Origin of the sequence: Mesorhizobium sp. LSJC280B00, from assembly GCF_000502835.1 — a bacterium.
Taxonomy (GTDB): domain Bacteria; phylum Pseudomonadota; class Alphaproteobacteria; order Rhizobiales; family Rhizobiaceae; genus Mesorhizobium.
Window position 1 is genome coordinate 103,630 of the sequence record NZ_AYVL01000003.1, and the last position, 18,046, is coordinate 121,675.

Annotated in this window: 14 protein-coding genes; 11 read left to right on the forward strand and 3 right to left on the reverse strand. The window is 62.3% G+C overall.

The genetic code is table 11. From position 1 onward, the window contains the following. Position 1: 1 nt before the first annotated feature. From X773_RS45200 to lpxB, 9 genes are all read left to right on the forward strand, one after another. A complete protein-coding gene (locus tag X773_RS45200; RefSeq protein ID WP_023674936.1) occupies positions 2–724 on the forward strand; it encodes an isoprenyl transferase in 723 nt (240 codons plus the stop codon). Between the two features lie 3 nt (positions 725–727). Further along, positions 728–1,561, forward strand: a complete 834-nt coding sequence (locus X773_RS45205; protein WP_023674937.1) for a phosphatidate cytidylyltransferase — start codon at positions 728–730, stop codon at positions 1,559–1,561. A gap of 104 nt (positions 1,562–1,665) precedes the next feature. Then, positions 1,666–2,808 (forward strand): RIP metalloprotease RseP, encoded by a 1,143-nt coding sequence (rseP, locus tag X773_RS45210; RefSeq protein WP_023674938.1) that lies wholly within the window; start codon positions 1,666–1,668, stop codon positions 2,806–2,808. Between the two features lie 217 nt (positions 2,809–3,025). Beyond that, entirely contained in the window at positions 3,026–5,380 is a 2,355-nt protein-coding gene (gene bamA / locus X773_RS45215; RefSeq protein WP_023674940.1) for an outer membrane protein assembly factor BamA, read from the forward strand. A gap of 179 nt (positions 5,381–5,559) precedes the next feature. Then, positions 5,560–6,618, forward strand: a complete 1,059-nt coding sequence (gene lpxD, locus X773_RS45220) for a UDP-3-O-(3-hydroxymyristoyl)glucosamine N-acyltransferase (protein WP_023674941.1) — start codon at positions 5,560–5,562, stop codon at positions 6,616–6,618. Then, entirely contained in the window at positions 6,611–7,075 is a 465-nt protein-coding gene (fabZ, locus tag X773_RS45225; protein ID WP_023674942.1) for a 3-hydroxyacyl-ACP dehydratase FabZ, read from the forward strand. The genes lpxD and fabZ overlap by 8 nt, the downstream gene beginning before the upstream one ends. A 13-nt stretch (positions 7,076–7,088) precedes the next feature. Next, positions 7,089–7,922, forward strand: a complete 834-nt coding sequence (lpxA, locus tag X773_RS45230; protein WP_023674943.1) for an acyl-ACP--UDP-N-acetylglucosamine O-acyltransferase — start codon at positions 7,089–7,091, stop codon at positions 7,920–7,922. 6 nt (positions 7,923–7,928) lie between these two features. After that, positions 7,929–8,828, forward strand: coding sequence for a UDP-2,3-diacylglucosamine diphosphatase LpxI (gene lpxI / locus X773_RS45235; protein ID WP_023674944.1), 900 nt, complete (start codon positions 7,929–7,931; stop codon positions 8,826–8,828). Then, positions 8,818–9,984 carry a lipid-A-disaccharide synthase gene (lpxB, locus tag X773_RS45240; RefSeq protein ID WP_023674945.1) on the forward strand — a complete coding sequence of 389 codons (1,167 nt, stop codon included), beginning with the start codon at positions 8,818–8,820 and terminating at the stop codon, positions 9,982–9,984. Before lpxI ends, lpxB begins: the two co-directional genes overlap by 11 nt. Before the next feature lie 113 nt (positions 9,985–10,097). Here the strand turns inward: lpxB and gltA are convergent, their stop codons facing one another. Beyond that, positions 10,098–11,426, reverse strand: coding sequence for a citrate synthase (gene gltA, locus X773_RS45245; RefSeq protein ID WP_023674946.1), 1,329 nt, complete (start codon positions 11,424–11,426; stop codon positions 10,098–10,100). A gap of 179 nt (positions 11,427–11,605) precedes the next feature. Then, positions 11,606–13,027 (reverse strand): glutamate--tRNA ligase, encoded by a 1,422-nt coding sequence (gene gltX, locus X773_RS45250; RefSeq protein WP_023674947.1) that lies wholly within the window; start codon positions 13,025–13,027, stop codon positions 11,606–11,608. Positions 13,028–13,123: 96 nt separating this feature from the next. On the opposite strand from gltX, the gene X773_RS45255 reads away from it, so the two are divergent. Then, entirely contained in the window at positions 13,124–15,589 is a 2,466-nt protein-coding gene (locus X773_RS45255; protein ID WP_023674948.1) for a ComEC/Rec2 family competence protein, read from the forward strand. Here the strand turns inward: X773_RS45255 and lexA are convergent. Further along, entirely contained in the window at positions 15,583–16,317 is a 735-nt protein-coding gene (gene lexA, locus X773_RS45260; protein ID WP_023674949.1) for a transcriptional repressor LexA, read from the reverse strand. The two genes, X773_RS45255 and lexA, sit on opposite strands and share 7 nt — an antisense overlap. Positions 16,318–16,765: 448 nt before the next feature. Here lexA and kynU point away from each other — a divergent pair, with 448 nt between their 5' ends. Then, positions 16,766–18,013: a kynureninase gene (gene kynU / locus X773_RS45265; RefSeq protein ID WP_023674950.1), complete on the forward strand. Its 1,248-nt coding sequence runs from the start codon at positions 16,766–16,768 to the stop codon at positions 18,011–18,013. The last annotated feature ends 33 nt before the right edge of the window (positions 18,014–18,046 follow it).

The following is an 18,046-nucleotide window of genomic DNA, read 5'->3' on the forward strand; positions in this document are numbered from 1 at the left end:
TATGGCAACGCCCGCGCATGTCGCGATCATCATGGACGGAAACGGACGCTGGGCCAAGGCGCGCGGCTTGCCGCGGCTGGCCGGTCACCGCGCCGGCGTCGAGGCGCTGCGCAAGACAGTGCGCGCCGCCCCCGGCCTAGGCATCTCCTTCCTGACCGTCTACGCTTTTTCGTCGGAAAACTGGTCACGGCCGAAATCCGAAGTCAGCGACCTCATGGGCCTGCTGAAGCTTTTCATCCGACGTGACCTTGCCGAGCTGCACCAGAGTGGGGTGCGGATCAGGGTCATCGGTGACAGGGCAGGGCTGCAGCCCGACATAAGGGGGCTGCTCGAGGAAGCCGAAACGCTCACTCTCAGCAACGAGGCGCTGACACTGGTCATTGCCTTCAATTACGGCGGGCGCGACGAGATCGTGCGCACCGCGCGCAAGCTCGCAGCGGCGGTGGCGCGCGGTGAGATCGAGAGCGAGGCGATCACGGCCGATTCCTTTGCCAGCTCGCTCGATACAGAGGGCATTCCGGACCCGGAACTGGTCATCCGCACCAGCGGCGAGCTTCGGCTGTCCAACTTCCTGTTATGGCAGGCCGCCTATAGCGAACTCGTTTTCCTGCCTTGCTACTGGCCCGACTTCAGTCGCGAGCACCTGTCCGATGCACTGCGCGATTTCGCCGGCCGCGAGCGCCGCTTCGGCGGACTTGCCGCCCAAGATGTCGCCTCAGGCTGAGGAATGAGCAACCTCCAACTCCGGGTCATTTCGGCCGTCGTGCTTGCCATCGTCACGCTTGCCCTGACCTGGCTCGGCGGACTGTCCTTCCGGTTGCTTTGCGCTGCCACGGCGGCGGTCATCTTCTACGAGTGGACGCGGATGAGCCGCCCCGTTGCCCCGGCAGGTGCTGGTGCTACGGCAGGTCTCGGCTTTCTGCCCGAGGCGCTGATCGTGGTCTTTATTGGTGCCCTCGTCGCCGGCCTGCCTGCGTCTTTGCTGCTGCCGCTCGTCGCGGCTCTGGTTGCTGTCACTGCCGTCGCTTCTTCCATGCGCAGGGCAGGACCGTGGGAAGCATCCGGCCTTGCCTATGCGGCCGTGTCCGGCTTGTCGCTGGCCTTCTTGCGTGACGGCGACCATTCAGGGCTGCTGGCCATTCTGTTCCTATTCGCCGTGGTTTGGGCGACCGATATCTTTGCCTATTTCGTCGGCCGCTCCATCGGTGGTCCAAGGCTGGCGCCGTCGATCTCGCCGGGCAAGACGCGGAGCGGGGCGCTCGGTGGGGTGGTCGGCGGCGTAGTGGCCGGGCTGCTTCTGGCCGCCGTAGCCGGAACGGGCAACCTCGTCGTGCTTGGCGTGGTCGCACTGGTGCTTTCGATTGTCGCGCAGGCCGGCGACCTGTTCGAATCATGGGTCAAGCGACGCCACGGCCGTAAAGATTCCGGCACGCTGATACCCGGCCATGGCGGCATCATGGATCGGGTAGATGGGCTTGTCGCGGCGGCTTTCGCCCTATACGTCATCGGCTGGATTTCCGCGACCGCCGACCATCCGGCACAGGGGCTGTTTCCGGTTTGAACGGCATCGTCGGTGGGCCGGCGCGGGGCTGCGTCATGGATTCGCCTGGATTGATGTCACAGTCGCGGCGTGATCTGTGCCGTGGATGAATTTGAGGGCATGAATTGAACGAGATTTTTCACGCGGTTTTCAGCACAGAGGGCTTTGTCCTCGGCACGCTGGTGCCTTTCCTGTTCGTGCTGACCGTGGTCGTTTTTGTCCACGAAATGGGCCATTACCTCGTCGGGCGTTGGTGCGGTATCGGCGCAAAAGCCTTTTCGATCGGTTTCGGCCCAGAGATCATCGGCTTCAACGATAGCCGCGGCACGCGCTGGAAGCTTTGCGCCATACCGCTCGGCGGCTACGTCAAGTTCGTCGGCGACATGAACGCGACGTCGAGCCAGCCCAGCTCGGAGGAGATCGAGGCGCTGAGCGACGAAGAACGCAAGGTTGCCTTCCACACGCAGCCGATCTGGAAGCGGGCGGCGACCGTCGTGGCGGGGCCGCTGTTCAACTTCCTGCTGACGATCGCCGTCTTTGCCGTGCTGTTTTCCGTCCATGGCCGGCCCGTGCTGGAGCCGATGGTGGCTGAGGTCACCGTCGGCAGTCCGGCCGCCGCGGCCGGCATCATGCCCGGCGACCGATTCGTCAGCGTCGACGGCAGCAAGGTCGAGACCTTTGCCGACGTCCAGCGTCTGGTCTCTGGCCGCGCCGGCGACAGCATCACCTTCGTCATGCTACGCGCCGGCAAGGAAATCACCGTCACGGCGACGCCGCGCTTGATGGAACAACAAGACGCACTGGGCAATAAGGTCCAGGTGGCCGTGATCGGCGTCGTCAACAACAAGGAACTCGGCCAGCCACGGCTGATCACCTATAGTCCGGCCGGGGCGGTCGGGGCAGCGGTCCAGGAAACCGGACACGTCATCCAGCGTACCGGCCAGTTCCTGCAACGTTTCGTTGTCGGCCGCGAGGACAAGTGCCAGCTGGGCGGCCCCATCAAGATCGCCAAGATGTCGGGTCAGGCGGCAAAGCTCGGCTTTGAATGGCTCGTGCAGCTTGTTGCATTCCTGTCAGTCGGGATAGGGATTCTCAACCTTTTGCCGATTCCCCCCCTCGACGGAGGGCATCTTCTGTTCTACGGCGTGGAGGCTGTCATCCGGCGGCCGGTGTCCGAACGCATGATGGAAATGGCTTACCGAAGCGGCCTCATATTGGTGCTCGGGTTCATGGGCTTTGTTTTCTGGAACGATCTGTTTGGGTGCTGAAATCATGAAGGAATTTGGCTTCGGCACGAGCAATGTTGAGACGCCGTTTACCATGCGTGGGGATATGCGTGACGCGAAAGCCACGCCGCAGGGTTAAGTAAATACAAATTAACCAGAAGCCTTGCGTGTAGGGAAAATCCGGTTAATACGGTAGGGGAAATTACCGCACGTCCGGTTTTCTCGCCGTGGGGACTTCGAGAAAAGGTACAAAAGCCCGATGAAGGCAGCATCCAAGTTTCTGAGCGCCGCGTCCGCGGTGGCTATGTCCGCCGCTCTGGTTGTACCAGGCGCGCTCGCAGTGCAGTTCGTTGCCACATCGGCCGCCGAGGCGGCTGTCGTCTCCAGAGTCGAAGTCACCGGCAATCAGCGTGTCGACGCGGACACCATCCGCAATTACGTGACGATCAAGCCCGGCAAGGCGTTTTCCAGTTCGGATATCGACGATGCGGTCAAGGCGCTGTTTGGCACCGGGCTGTTTTCGGATGTGCAGATCAACCAGGTCGGATCGACGCTGGTCATCAAGGTGTCCGAATACCAGGTCGTCAACCAGGTGCTGTTCCAGGGCAACAAGAAGCTCAAGGACAACGCGCTTGAGGCCGCGGTGCAATTGAAGCCGCGCGGCACCTTCTCGCAACAGCAGCTCGATGCCGATGTCGAGGCGGTCAAGGCCGCATACCGGCGTATCGGCCGCGACGATGCCGCCGTGACCACCCAGATCATGGATCTCGGCGACAACCGGGTAAACGTGGTCTTCAACATCAACGAAGGCGGCCGCACCCAGATCGCCGCGATCAATTTCGTCGGCAACAGCGCCTATTCGAGCCGCCGTCTGTCGGACATCATCTCCACCAAGCGCTCGTCCTTCCTGTCGTTCGTGCTGCGCGACGATGTTTATGACGAGGACAAGCTGCGCGCCGACCAGGAGCTGCTGCGCCGCTTCTATTATAATCACGGCTATGCCGACTTCCAGGTCGTCTCGGCTGTCGGCGAACTCGACGACACAACCAACAAATACACCGTCACCATCACGGTGCAGGAGGGCGAGCGTTATACGTTCGGGGATGTCAGCGTCGAAAGCACGATCCCCGAGGTCGACGCCAAGTCGCTTGAATCGGTGGTCGAGACCCACAAGGGCGATGTCTACAACGCCAAGAACGTCGAGGACACGATCATCGCCTTGACCGAAAAGGTCGCTGGATCCGGCTATGCCTTCGCCCAGGTGACGCCGCGCGGCGACCGCAACTTCGAGAACCACACGATCTCGGTCGTCTATACGGTCGATCAGGGGACCAAGGCCTATATCGAGCGCATCGAGATTCGCGGCAACGATCGGACGCGCGACTACGTCATTCGCCGCGAGTTCGATGTCAGCGAAGGCGATGCTTTCAATCAGGTGCTCATCCAGCGCGCGAAGAGGCGGCTGGAAGCGCTCGATTATTTTGAAAAAGTCGAAATTTCCACTGTTCCGGGTTCTGAGCCGGACCAGGTTGTGCTGGTGGTGGATGTGGTCGAGAAATCGACCGGTGAGTTCACGGTCGGCGCCGGTTATTCGAGCGGCGGTGAAACGTCAGGTCCGTCCGTCGAAGGCTCCATCAGTGAGCGCAACTTCCTCGGTCGAGGCCAATTCATCAAGGTGGCGGCGGGCGGTGGCAAGAACTCGCGCGACTACAGCTTCTCTTTCACCGAACCCTATTTCCTCGGACGCCGCATCGCGGCCGGCTTCGACATCTACAAACAGAGCCGAAACTACGACCATTACGACAGCGACACGACAGGCGCGACCGTTCGCTTCGGCCTGCCGATCACAGACAATATCTCGACGCAACTCGCTTATAATATTGCGCAAGAGAAGTACGAGTTCGACGAGGGCTGCGACCCATCGGCCGGTTGCGACGTGTCCCAGGCGATCCAAAACGGCGTTAACGAGAGCCCATGGCTCAAGTCTTCGGTCAGTCTCGGCCTGATCTACAATACGATCGACGACATGAAGAACCCGCATGATGGCATTTATGCCAATGTCGGCACCGAAGTGGCCGGCCTCGGCGGCGATGCCAAATTCATCAAGGTCACGGCGCGCGGCAGCATTTATCAGACGCTGTCCGAACAATTGGACCTGGTGGGCCTCATTTCGGGCGGCGCCGGCCATGTCCAAGGCTATGGCAACGGCGATCTGCGCGTCTTCGACCATTTCCAGAGCAGCGACCGTATGATCCGCGGTTTCGAATATGGCGGCATCGGCCCGGTTGCTTCGGACAACAGCAATGACCATCTCGGCGGCACCACCTACTTCAATGCCTCGGCGGAAGCGCAGTTCCCGCTGCCGGTCATCCCCGAAAGCTTCGGTTTGCGTGGCGCTGTGTTCGCCGATGCGGCAACGCTCTACGGCAGCAAAATCGCAAGTGGCCTTGTCAATTCTTCGACAACCGGCATGGAATGGCGCGCTTCCGTCGGTGTCGGTTTGATGTGGGCATCGCCTTTCGGCCCGATCCGCATCGACTATGCGATCCCGGTCAAGAAGGAAAAGACCGACGACGTGCAGGAATTCAACTTCGGCATATCGACCCGCTTCTGATGTGCGGGCAATGATGCTTCCGGCTCGTTTGGATCCGGATGGCAGTGATCCGACACTACAGCGCAGCGCGTCCTATCGGACGCGCAAAGGACGGTGTAGCACTTTGATTTGCGCATGATCCTTTCCGAGGGTCGATTTCCGATTTTCGGGTCATGCGCTAGCTGGATATTGCTTCTGGAATGACCGATCCGGTGTTCTTCGCGCCCTCACGCCGGTATACGGCCGGCGAAGTCGCGAATCTGACTGGCTCGACGCTTGTTGATTCCGGTCTCTCCGATGTATCGATCGAGGCTCTGGCGCCCGCCAACGAAGGCGGCGAGAACGCCCTTGTCTTCGTCGATGGCAGGCGCAATTTCGCCCTGATGCAGTCACTGCGGGCGGCGGCGGTTCTCTGCCCTGCCGAATTTGCCGGCAAGGCGCCGGCGGGCATCGCGGTGCTGGTGCATCCGCGCCCGCAGCAGGCCTTCGCAATGCTCGGGCGTCTGCTTTTTCCGGCGGCTGCAACGCCTGGACCGATGACCGGCGAAACCGGTATCTCGCCGCATGCCCATATCGATGCGACCGCCCATGTCGAGGCCGGCGCGATCATCGAAGCGGGTGCGATCATCGGACCTCGCGCTGCCATCGGCAGCGGGACCGTCATTGCCCCGCATGCGGTCATCGGTCCGTCTTCGCAGATTGGCCGCGACGGCTATGTCGGTCCAGGTGCCAGCGTGCAATATGCGTTGATTGGCAATCGCGTCATCATCCATGGCGGTGCCAGGATCGGCCAGGATGGCTTCGGTTTCGTGGCCGGCGCCAAGGGTCCGGAGCGGGTTCCGCAGATCGGCCGCGTCATCATCCAGGACGACGTCGAGATCGGGTCGAATACGACCGTCGATCGCGGCGCCATGTCCGACACGATCATCGGCCAGGGCACCAAGATCGACAATCTGGTGCAGATCGCGCACAACGTTCGCATCGGCCGCAATTGCATAATAGCCGGGCTTTCGGGTATTTCCGGTTCCGTGACGGTAGGCGACAACGTCACCATGGGTGGCGGTGTCGGCCTTGCGGATCATTTGACCATCGGGTCCGGGGCCAAGCTTGCGGCAAGAAGCGGGTTTATGAGCAATGTGCCTGCCGGTGAGATTTGGGGAGGATATCCGGCGCAGCCGATGGCGGAAGCCATGCGCGAGATAGCGGCCTTGCGCAGACTTGCACGGACGCGCAAACAGGGTGAGGGGGGAAATGGCTGACATCGCAGCGGCGACGCTCGAAGCGGTTGACATAATGCGGCTGATGAAGCTCCTGCCGCACCGCTATCCGTTCTTGATGATCGACCGTATTGTCGACATAGATGGCGACGAATCCGCCATCGGCATCAAGAACGTCACCATAAACGAGCCGCATTTCCAAGGTCATTTCCCCGACCAGCCGGTCATGCCCGGCGTGCTGATCATCGAGGCGATGGCGCAGACGGCCGGCGCCATCTGCATCCGCAGCCTTGGTACGGAAAAGCCGTCGCTGGTTTATTTCCTGACCATCGACAATGCCAAGTTCCGCAAGCCGGTCGTTCCAGGCGACCAGCTGAAAATTCATGTGAAGAAAATCAAGAAACGCGGCAATCTTCTCAAATTCGCTTGCGAGGCCCTCGTCGATGGCGCCAAGGCGGCGGAAGCCGAGATATCGGCGATGATGGTCGCAAGCGGCTGACAAACGAATGCTAATGAAAATCCAGACAGTCATCCATCCATCCTCGGTCATCGAGGCAGGCGCCCAAATCGGCGAAGGCGCCCGCATCGGGCCCTTCTGTCACGTCGGCCCCGACACCGTGATCGGCGACCGCGTCGAACTGGTCAGCCATGTCTCGGTGATTGGCGCGACCACCATCGGTGCATCGACCAAGGTCTATCCGATGGCGATACTGGGCGGGCCGCCGCAGAACACCAAGCACAAGGGCGGCCGTACCACGCTGGTGATCGGCGAGAACTGCACGATCCGCGAAGGTGTCACCATGCATGTCGGCACCGATTCCAGCCGCGGCGAGACGACGATCGGCAACAACGGCAATTTCCTTGCCTATGCCCATATTGCCCATGACTGCGTGGTCGGCAAGAACGCCACCTTCGCCAATCAAGCGACGTTAGGCGGGCATTGCGAAGTCGGTGACAATGTCTACATCGGCGGCCTTACCGCGGTTCATCAGTTTGTCCGCATCGGCGATAACGCCTTTCTCGGCGGTTGCTCGGCGATCGTCGGCGACGTCATTCCTTACGCCATCGCCGTTGGCAACCGTGCCAGCCTTCGCGGCCTCAACATCATTGGCCTGAAGCGCGCCGGCCTGCCGCGTTCGGAGATCCACTTGCTGCGCAAAGCCTACAAGACGATCTTCGATCGCTCCCGGACCGTCGGCGAGAACATCGAATTCGCCAAGGCGGAATTCGCCTCGTCGCCGACTGCCATGAAGATCGTCGACTTCATCGCCGGTCGCGGCAAGCGGCACTACGCCGTGCCGTCGCTCAAGGGTAGCGACGGCGACGATACCGATGATGAAGACTGAGGGCAGATGACGAAGATTGAGGCTGCCGGAAAGGGCCTTGATCTCGCGCCAGATGCCAAGGTCGGCATCATCGCCGGCGGCGGCAGTCTCCCGGTCGAAATTGCCCGAGCGCTCGCCCGGCAAGGCAAATTGCCCTTCGTCGTGATGGCGGCCGGCGAGGTCGATCGCATAGCCGATTTCGAGCCCTATGAGCAGGCAACCTTGAGGCTGGAAGACGTCGGCTCGCTGCTGCCGATCCTTAAGCGGCATCACGTTACGCATCTCGTAACCGCGGGTCATATCACGCGCCGCCCCAGGTTGAGCGCCATGCGCCTCAATTTGGGCCTGCTCGCGTGGCTACCCAGCCTCTTCGTCGGTGTAACCCGGGGGGACGATACGGTGCTGAAACTGTTCGTGCGCAGGATCGAGCGCAGCGGCATCAAGGTCGTCGGCGCTGACGAGATCGTGCCGGAGCTGGTCGCCGCCGAAGGCCTGCTGACCAAGGCGGCGCCACGCAGATCCGACTGGCGCGACATCAAGGCGGCGCACGCGGCGGCAAAAGCCATCGGCGCGCTGGATATCGGCCAAGCGGCTGTTGCGGTCGGCGGCCGCGCCATTGCGTTGGAAGGCGTCGAAGGCACCGACGGGCTGCTCGAGCGGACAAGGGAGTTGCGCGGGCACGGCAGGCTGGCCGGCGGGAGCCGCGGTGTTCTGGTCAAATGCGCCAAGCCCGGTCAGGAACTGCGTGCCGATCTGCCCTCCATCGGCCCGCTGACCGTCGAGGCGGCGCATGCCGCCGGACTGGCCGGCATTGCCGTCGAAGCCGGTCGCTCGCTGGTGCTCGAAGGTCCCGCCACCATCGGACGTGCCAATGCGCTCGGCCTGTTCGTGATTGGCCTGCCTGCGGAGCCGGCGCATGGCGAATGAGCGGCCGTTGAAGATAGCCGTCGTCGCCGGCGAGGAGTCCGGCGACCTACTTGGCGCCGACCTTGTGCAGGCGCTCAAGCGCATGACCGGGCGCGAAGTTCGGCTTGTCGGCATCGGCGGCCGCCATTTGCAGGCGCTCGGCCTGGCGCCATTGTTCGACGGCAGCGAGATCGCACTGATGGGGCTTAGCGCCATCCTGCGCGACCTGCCGCGCCTGATGCGGCGGATCGGCCAGACGGCAAACGCGATTGCCGGTGAAAAGCCCGATTGCCTTATCACCATCGACAGTCCGGATTTCTCGCTGCGCGTCGCCAAGAAGGTGCGTGCCGCCGATCCGACTATCCCGATCGTCCACTATGTCTGCCCGAGCGTGTGGGCGTGGCGGCCGGGCAGGGCGGCGGCGATGAAGCCATATGTCGATCACATTCTTTGCGTCCTGCCGTTCGAGGTGAAGGAACTCGCTCGCCTGGGCGGGCCGCCCGGCACCTATGTCGGGCATCGCCTTGCACACGATCCGGGCATAATCAGTGCCGCCAGGGCGCAGGCGCAGCCGCGTGACCTGTCCGCAGATCACGTCAAAACGTTGCTTGTACTGCCTGGTTCGCGTCGTGGTGAGGTGCGACGCATGGTCGGGCCGTTCGGCGAGACGGTGTCGATCCTGCGGGCGCGCGGGCACCGCTTGCGCCTGCTGTTGCCGACGGTGCCGCACGTCGCCGACCTGGTCAGGACCTCGGTCGCGAGCTGGGACGAGAAGCCGGAGATCATACTCGATGCCGAACGCAAATGGCAGGCCTTCGGCAAGGCCGATGCGGCGCTGATCGCATCGGGGACAGTATCGCTGGAACTGGCACTGGCGAGTGTGCCGATGATCTCCTGCTACCGGCTCGATCCGGTCATGCGCATGGCGCAGCCGCTGATCAAAGTATGGAGCGCAGCCTTGCCCAATCTCATTGCCGACCGGCCGGTTGTGCCGGAACACTACAATCAATATGTGCGGCCGCATTATCTGGCGCGGCAGTTGGAAGCGCTGTTCTCCGATACCGCCTACCGCACCTGGCAGAAGGACGGTTTTGCCGAAATCGCCAGGCGTATGGCAACCGACGAGCCGTCAGGCGAGATAGCCGCGGGTGTGGTGATGGGGATGGTGAGGAAGTGAGTGAATTGTGAATAGTGAATTGTGAATAGTGGTTTCTATGGACAGGGAGCGACGCTTCGCTACTCCCATTCACCATTCACCATTCACCATTCACCATTCACCATTCACCACCTTCACCGCTTCGCGATTGGCACGTAGTCCCGTTCCGGCGCGCCGGTATAGAGCTGGCGCGGGCGACCGATCTTCTGGTGCGGGTCCTCGATCATCTCCTTCCACTGCGCGATCCAGCCGACGGTGCGGGCGACCGCGAACAGCACGGTGAACATGGTGGTGGGAAAGCCCAGCGCCTTCAGCGTGATGCCGGAATAGAAATCGACGTTCGGATAGAGCTTCTTCTCGATGAAATAGGAATCGGTCAGTGCGATCCTTTCCAGCTCCATGGCGATGTCGAGCAGTGGATCGTCCTTGATGCCGAGCTCGCCCAGGACCTCGTGCGCGGTCTTCTGCATGATCTTGGCGCGCGGATCGTAATTCTTGTAAACGCGGTGGCCAAATCCCATCAATCGGAACGGATCGTTCTTATCCTTGGCGCGCGCAATGAATTCCGGGATGTGATCGACATGACCGATCTCGCCCAGCATGTTCAGGGCTGCCTCGTTGGCGCCGCCATGTGCGGGACCCCACAGGCAGGCGATGCCGGCAGCGATACAGGCAAAAGGATTGGCGCCCGACGAGCCGGCCAGGCGGACGGTCGAAGTCGAGGCGTTCTGTTCGTGATCGGCGTGCAGGATGAAGATGCGCTCCATCGCGCGGGCCAGCACCGGATTGATCTTGTATTCCTCGCAAGGCACGGCGAAGCACATATGCAGGAAATTGGCTGCGAAATTCAGCTCGTTCTTCGGGTAAATGAATGGCTGGCCGATGTGGTATTTATAGGCCATCGCCGCGATCGTCGGCATCTTGGCGATCAGCCGCATTGACGCGACCATGCGTTGATAGGGGTCCGAGATATCGGTGGAATCGTGATAGAAGGCCGACAGCGCGCCGACCACGCCGCACATCACCGCCATCGGATGCGCATCACGGCGGAAGCCGGTGAAAAAGCGCGACATCTGCTCATGCACCATGGTGTGGCGCGTCACCCGGTAGTCGAAATCGTCCTTCTGCGCCTTGGTCGGTAGTTCACCATAGAGCAAGAGATAGCAGACTTCGAGGAAGTCGCCGTGCTCGGCCAATTGGTCGATCGGGTAGCCGCGGTGCAAAAGAATGCCGGCATCGCCATCGATGAAGGTGATTTCCGATTCGCAGCTCGCCGTCGACGTAAAACCGGGATCGTAGGTAAAGACGCCGGCGGTGTTGTAGAGCGAACCGATGTCGATGACGTCAGGTCCTACCGAACCACTTCGTATCTTGAATTCATGGGTTTTGCCGCCGAGTTCCAGCTTGGCCGTCGATGCCTGGGTTTTGCCGCCAAATTCCATTTTTGTCGCAGGTTCGGTCATAGCAAACTCCTTTTTGTTTCCTCAGGCCGGCAAAGGCAAAATATCTGAACCCAACACGTCAAAAGCATCGGAATACGCACATTTGCGCCCGCAATTGAATCTGCGCGGCAGATTAGGCCAAGACCCAATGTTGCACTGCGAAACACACCTTTCAATGCCAATCTTCTTGGGCCAGTTTGCTAATCGATTTGATCAGCGATCCGCGCCAGGCTTTCCTCGCGGCCAAGCACGGCAAGCACATCAAAGACACCTGGCGAGGTACTTTTGCCGGTGAGCGCGGCGCGCAAAGGTTGGGCCACGGCGCCGAGTTTATGGCCGGCGGCCTGCGCATAGTCGCGGATCGCGGCTTCGGCTGAGGCGGCAGACCACTCCGAAACCGTGGCTAGTGCCGCATGAGCGCCCCGCAGGATCGTGCGCGCCTCACCGCTGAGCAGCGCCGCCGCCTTTTCGTCGACCGGCAGCGGCCGCTCGACGAAAAGGAATGCAGCCCCTTCAACAAGTTCGACCAGCGTCTTGGCGCGCTCCTTCAGGCCCGGCAAAGCGGCAAGCAGTTGCGCCCTGCGTCTGTCGTCGAGGCGCGCGGCGATTGCCGGGCCGCCTTCAAGATACGGCAGAGTGGCGATGAAGATGTCGAGCAGCGCCGCGTCGTTCATCCGGCGCATATGCACGCCGTTAAGCGCCTCGAGCTTGGCGAAGTCGAAACGGGCGGCGCCCTTGTTGACGTCGCCAATGTCGAACCATGCAATCATGTCGGCGATCGACATGATCTCATCGTCGCCGTGGCTCCAGCCAAGCCTCGCCAGATAGTTGAGCAGCGCATCCGGCAGGTAGCCCATGGCGCGATAGGCTTCGACGCCAAGCGCACCGTGCCGCTTCGACAGCTTGGCGCCGTCGGCACCGTGGATCAGCGGGATATGCGACATCGATGGCACCTCCCAGCCCATGGCCTGATAGATTACGGTCTGGCGTGCGGCGTTGGTCAAATGATCGTCGCCGCGGATGATGTGGGTGATGCCCATGTCGTGATCGTCGACGACGACGGCATGCATGTAGGTGGGATTGCCGTCCGAGCGCAGAATAATGAAATCGTCGAGATCCTTGTTGGGAAAGCGCACGTCGCCCTGGACGCGGTCATGCACCACCGTCTCGCCGTCTGTCGGCGCCTTGATGCGGATCGCCCCCTTGGCGCCGGGCGGCGCCTCCGACGGGTCGCGGTCGCGCCAGCGTCCATCATAGCGGGGAGGCAGCCCCTTGGCGCGTGCGCTCTCGCGCATTGCCTCTAGTTCGGCAGGCGTCGCATAACAATAATAGGCCTTGCCCATACGAACGAGCTCCTCGGCCACCTCGCGATGGCGCGGCGCACGCTCGAATTGCGACACCGGCTCGCCGTCCCATGTCAGGCCAAGCCAGGAAAGCCCGTCGAGAATGGCCGCGCTTGCCGCATCGGTGGAGCGCTCGCGGTCGGTGTCCTCGATGCGCAGCAGCATCGTGCCGCCTGTGTGCTTGGCATACAGCCAGTTGAACAGCGCCGTGCGCGCGCCGCCAATGTGCAGATAGCCGGTGGGCGAGGGGGCAAAACGGGTGACGACCTTATCGGGCATGGAACTCTCAGGCGGGCGAAGGAAGTGGGTTTGCGGACTTTCGCGCGTCGCGCGTTCATGTAGCATAGGAGGTCGAGGGCGCAAGGGGCAGACCCGATGGCTGTGCGAGGCCGTGGTGCGGGCGAGGGCGAGGACGTTGGCAGCGGCGTCAGCGAACGCTTGCTGTTTGCCGCACCCCCGCCTGTCCTGCCGGCACCGGCATTGCTACCCGCTCCGCGCTTCGATGCTCCGTCGCTGCCGGCCAGCGACCCAGCAACGGTTCTCGTGCCCGCGGGCGAGCCCATCGTACGCCTGCCCAGGCGTTTCCGCCTCCCGTCACCGTCCCGTATCCGCAACAGCGTAACCTCGGCAGCCGGCCTGGAACTCGACCGCGGCATCGCCTTCCTGCTGGTGCCGGTGTTCCTCGCATGCGGGGTGGTCGTATATTTCGGGCTGTCGGTGGAGCCGGCCTTTCCACAGCCGATCGCAATCGCGCTCCTCGCGGCCCTTTGTGCCGTCGTCTCGCGGTCATGGCCCAGGACGCGCCTGTGCTTCATGGTGGCGCTGCTCTGCGCGCTTGGCGTACTTGCCGCCAAGTTCGAGACATGGCGTGTCGGAACGCATATGCTCGGTTCCGAAATCTCGACGCGGCTGACGGGTCGCGTCGTATCGTACGAGCCCATGGCGAGCGGCCGCATCAGGCTGACAATCGATGTGACCTCAACCGCCAGGCCGACACTGCGCTACATGCCGGAACGGGTCCGCGTTTCGGCGATGAAGATACCGGCTGAGCTGACCGCCGGTTCCGAGATCACCGGCTATGTGCGGCTGCTGCCGCCGACCGGCCCGGTGCGGCCCGACAGCTATGATTTCTCCTTCGACAGCTATTTCGCCGGTATCGGCGGCAGCGGCTTTTTTCTCGGCAATCCGAAAGTCGTGTCGTCGGGCAGCATGCCGCTTGGCGCGCAGCTTTCTTCCGCGATCGAAGACGCGCGCGAATCTATCGCCGACCATATCCGCAGCCGCATCGGCGGTGCCGAGGGCGAGATTGCTGCTGCGCTGATCGTCGGCGTGCGCGCCGGCATTCCCGAGGAGATCAACGAAGCGATGCGGCGCACCGGCATCTACCACATCATCTCCATCTCGGGGCTGCATATGGCGTTGGTCGCCGGCACCATCATGGCGCTGCTGCGGGGTGCCTTTGCGCTGTTTCCCGATTTCTCATCGCGACGGCCGGTCAAGAAATATGCCGCGGCCGCCGCGCTTTTTTCGATTGCGGCCTACCTCGTCTTTTCCGGCATTGTCGTGGCGGCCGAACGCAGCTTCATCATGCTGGCGGTGATGCTTATCGCCGTGCTGTTCGACCGGGCCGCGCTCACCATGCGCAACCTGGCGATCTCGGCCATCGCGGTCATCCTGGTGTCGCCGCACGAGGTGGTCGGTCCGAGTTTCCAGATGTCCTTCGCCGCGACGGCGGCCCTTGTCGGCGCCTATGCAGGCTGGTCCGATTACCGCGCCGGCAGGGCCACCACGCCGCTGCCGCGGCTGTCGCCGCTACGCTTTGCCACTCGAAAGGTCCTGCTGGGCATGTGCGGTCTGGCGATGACCTCGATCATTGCAGGGAGCGCCACGGCGCTTTTCGCCATATGGCATTTCCAGCGCGTGGCGCCGCTCAGCCTGTTCGCCAATCTGGCCATCATGCCCATCGTCTCACTGGTCGTCATGCCCTTCGCCGTTCTCAGCGCGCTGGCGATGCCGTTCGGTGCGGATGGCCCTTTCCTCTATGTCATGGGCAAGGGGCTGACGGCGATGATCGCCCTGTCCGGGTGGATCTCGGAGCGCTCGCCGATCGATGCGGTCGGGCTGATTTCGCTGAGATCCGTCCTTCTGGTGACGATCGCCCTCGTCATTGCCAGCATGGCGACGACCTGGTTGCGGCTGGCGGCACTTCCTTTTGCGCTCGCCGGCTTGCTGACGACAACGCAGACACGCATACCCGACGTATTGGTCTCGGAGGACGCACGGCTGGTCGCGCTGCCGATCGGCAGCGGTGAACTCGCGGTCAACCGGGCGCGCCCGAATGAGTTCACCATCGACAACTGGAAACGCGCGCTCACATCAGAGGCTATCGTCGCGCCGGAAACACCTGGAAAGAACGACCCGCAATTCGACATTGCCGATCCGGCCGACCTACCGCCGGGCATGCCGTTCATTTGCACGGACGGCCTCTGCCTTGCCAGGCATCCATCCGGCGCGATCATCGCGCAAGCCAAGGACCGCGATACTGCGCGGCCAGCCTGCGCCTTTGCCAGCTTGATCGTCATCGACGACGCCACCGCCCATAACCCCTGCTACCACGACCGGCTGGTCCTCGTCGTCACCAAACGGCAACTGGCGCGCGCGGGAAGTGCCGCCGTCTACTTCGATCCACAAGCGGCAACGCGCGCCGAAATCCGTTTCGCGGTCGAAAAATCATACCGGCCCTGGCACGTGCAGCGGAAATTTTCACGCGCGGCACGGGGCCTGCCGCCATACCGCAGGGCCGACAACCCCAAAGCCGGCGCCAAGGGCGGAGCTCAGTAGCGGCGGATCAGTCCGACGAGCTTGCCCTGCACCTTGACCCTGTCTGGTCCGAAGATGCGCGTCTCGTAGGCCGGATTGGCGGCTTCCAGGGCGATCGAGGCGCCCTTGCGGCGGAACCGCTTCAGCGTCGCTTCCTCCTCGTCGACCAGTGCCACCACGATCTCACCGGGGCTCGCCGTATCGGCATTGCGGATGATCACCGTGTCGCCGTCGAAAATGCCGGCCTCGATCATCGAATCGCCTTTGACCTCGAGCGCATAATGCTCGCCGCCCATGATCATATCCGGCGGCACCGAAATCGAATGCGTCTGGTGCTGGATGGCGTCGATCGGCACACCGGCGGCGATGCGGCCCATCACCGGGATCGAAACGGCGGCGACGACATCGTCGTCATTGCCGGCTGCAGGGACGCGCGACGATGTCGGCTTGCCCTGCCGAGGGGCGCCTTGCCCAAGACTACCCTGGATGACACTCGGCGAGAACTTGCGTGCCGCATTGAGGCCGGGGGCGATCGAGTCAGGCAGGCGCAGCACCTCCAGCGCACGGGCCCGGTTGGGCAAACGGCGAATGAAGCCGCGCTCCTCCAGCGCCGTAATCAGCCGATGGATTCCCGATTTGGAAGCCAGGTCGAGCGCCTCCTTCATCTCGTCGAATGAGGGCGGAATACCGCTTTCCTTCAACCTTTCGTGGATGAACATAAGCAGTTCGTGTTGTTTGCGTGTCAGCATAGCGACCCCCAACAGAATCAGAAAAACAAACCCAGAACAAACACTATCTGTTCCAGTTGTGTTCCGCAACTGTTTAAAGTTTAATGAATGCGTTAAGGCTTGGGAAACAAACCACGCCCCTACCGGAATGCCGCATTTTCACCGTCGCGAGCGTCATCCCCTTGATTCTGCTTTCGTTTGCGCCTTCTGGCTTCCCAGAAGGCAGCACTGACATCGGCCGTCGGTCGGCAAAGGGCACGGAATTGAACCCGTATCGACTGCGCGGTTCGGTCAATGCACCGTGAACGAAACGAACTCAAAACGCCAACCTCGGGTTAACTCCTGGTTTCCAGTCGCCTGGTCAGGCTGCTTCTCGCCGGTGGAGCCTTGCTGCGCGCAACCAGGTGATGGAAGAACAGTCGATGCGTGTCCGGCGTTGCGTTGAATTTTTGGGGGGAGCAGGCACATCATGACAGGAATTCCCGATCTCGCCGCCATAAAGGCGATGGATGCCGCAGATCCGCTGCGCGCGATGCGCGACCGCTTCGTGTTGCCGCAAGGAGTGATCTATCTCGACGGCAATTCGCTAGGAGCTGCTTCACGTGCCGCTTTCGATGAACTGCACAAGGCCGCGACCGAAGAATGGTCGCATGATCTCATCCGCGCATGGAACACGGCCGGCTGGTTCAACATGCCGCTTGAACTTGGCGACCAGCTCGGGCGCCTGATCGGTGCCGCGGCCGGCCAGACGGTGGTCTGCGACACGACATCGGTCAACATCTACAAGCTGCTGCACGCCGCCATGGCCATGCGACCGGAGCGGCAGGTCATCGTCGCCGAGGGCGATAGTTTTCCGACGGACCTCTACATGGCTGAGGGTGTGGTTTCGACGCGAAAAGATACGCTGCTGCGCCTCTCGGGGATCGACGCGCCGACCATCGAAGAGCTGATCGACGAACGCACCGCCGTGGTGCTGGTCAACCACGTCAACTACAAGTCGGGCGAACTGCGCGACATGCCGGCGCTGACGCGCAGGGCTCAGGAAGCCGGGGCGATGATCGTCTGGGATCTCTGCCACACCGCCGGCGCGATGTCAGTCGAGCTCGACAAGGCAAACGCCGATTTTGCCGTTGGCTGCACCTACAAATATCTGAATGGCGGCCCGGGCGCGCCTGCCTTCATCTATGCGGCTGAGCGGCATCTTTCCGACATCCAGCAGCCGCTCACCGGCTGGTGGGGCCATGCACGGCCCTTCGCCTTCGAGCCAGGCTATGCGGCCGGCACCGGCATCCGCCGGTTTCTGTGCGGCACCCAGCCGGTCCTGTCGATGCGCACGCTGAAGGGCGCGCTCGACATCTGGAACGATGTCGACATGACGGCGGTGCGCAAGAAGAGCATCGCGCTGGCGGATCTGTTCATTGAGCTTGTCGAGGCAAAGTGCGGCACTTACGGGCTCACGCTCGAGAGCACGCGCGATGGGGAAAAACGCGGCAGCCAGATTTCATTCATGCATGAGCATGGCTACCAGATCATGCGCGCGCTGATCGAACGTGGCGTGATCGGCGATTTTCGCGCGCCATCGACCATGCGCTTCGGCTTTACGCCGCTCTATGTCGGCTATGCCGATGTCTGGCAGGCCGTCGAAGTGCTTGAGGACATCCTGCGCACCGGTGCGTGGAAGGAAGCGCGCTTCGCCATCAAGGCGGCTGTCACTTGAGATTGATGCGAGAGCTGGAATCGTGAGGCTGGC

Bases quoted from the DNA above. Each gene is read 5' to 3' on its own strand.
- X773_RS45200 (WP_023674936.1), top strand. From the start codon at position 2: ATGGCAACGCCCGCGCATGTCGCGATCATCATGGACGGAAACGGACGC.
- X773_RS45205 (WP_023674937.1), top strand. From the start codon at position 728: ATGAGCAACCTCCAACTCCGGGTCATTTCGGCCGTCGTGCTTGCCATC.
- bamA (WP_023674940.1), top strand. From the start codon at position 3,026: ATGAAGGCAGCATCCAAGTTTCTGAGCGCCGCGTCCGCGGTGGCTATG.
- lpxD (WP_023674941.1), top strand. From the start codon at position 5,560: ATGACCGATCCGGTGTTCTTCGCGCCCTCACGCCGGTATACGGCCGGC.
- fabZ (WP_023674942.1), top strand. From the start codon at position 6,611: ATGGCTGACATCGCAGCGGCGACGCTCGAAGCGGTTGACATAATGCGG.
- lpxA (WP_023674943.1), top strand. From the start codon at position 7,089: ATGAAAATCCAGACAGTCATCCATCCATCCTCGGTCATCGAGGCAGGC.
- lpxI (WP_023674944.1), top strand. From the start codon at position 7,929: ATGACGAAGATTGAGGCTGCCGGAAAGGGCCTTGATCTCGCGCCAGAT.
- lpxB (WP_023674945.1), top strand. From the start codon at position 8,818: ATGGCGAATGAGCGGCCGTTGAAGATAGCCGTCGTCGCCGGCGAGGAG.
- gltA (WP_023674946.1), bottom strand. From the start codon at position 11,426: ATGACCGAACCTGCGACAAAAATGGAATTTGGCGGCAAAACCCAGGCA.
- gltX (WP_023674947.1), bottom strand. From the start codon at position 13,027: ATGCCCGATAAGGTCGTCACCCGTTTTGCCCCCTCGCCCACCGGCTAT.
- X773_RS45255 (WP_023674948.1), top strand. From the start codon at position 13,124: ATGGCTGTGCGAGGCCGTGGTGCGGGCGAGGGCGAGGACGTTGGCAGC.
- lexA (WP_023674949.1), bottom strand. From the start codon at position 16,317: ATGCTGACACGCAAACAACACGAACTGCTTATGTTCATCCACGAAAGG.
- kynU (WP_023674950.1), top strand. From the start codon at position 16,766: ATGACAGGAATTCCCGATCTCGCCGCCATAAAGGCGATGGATGCCGCA.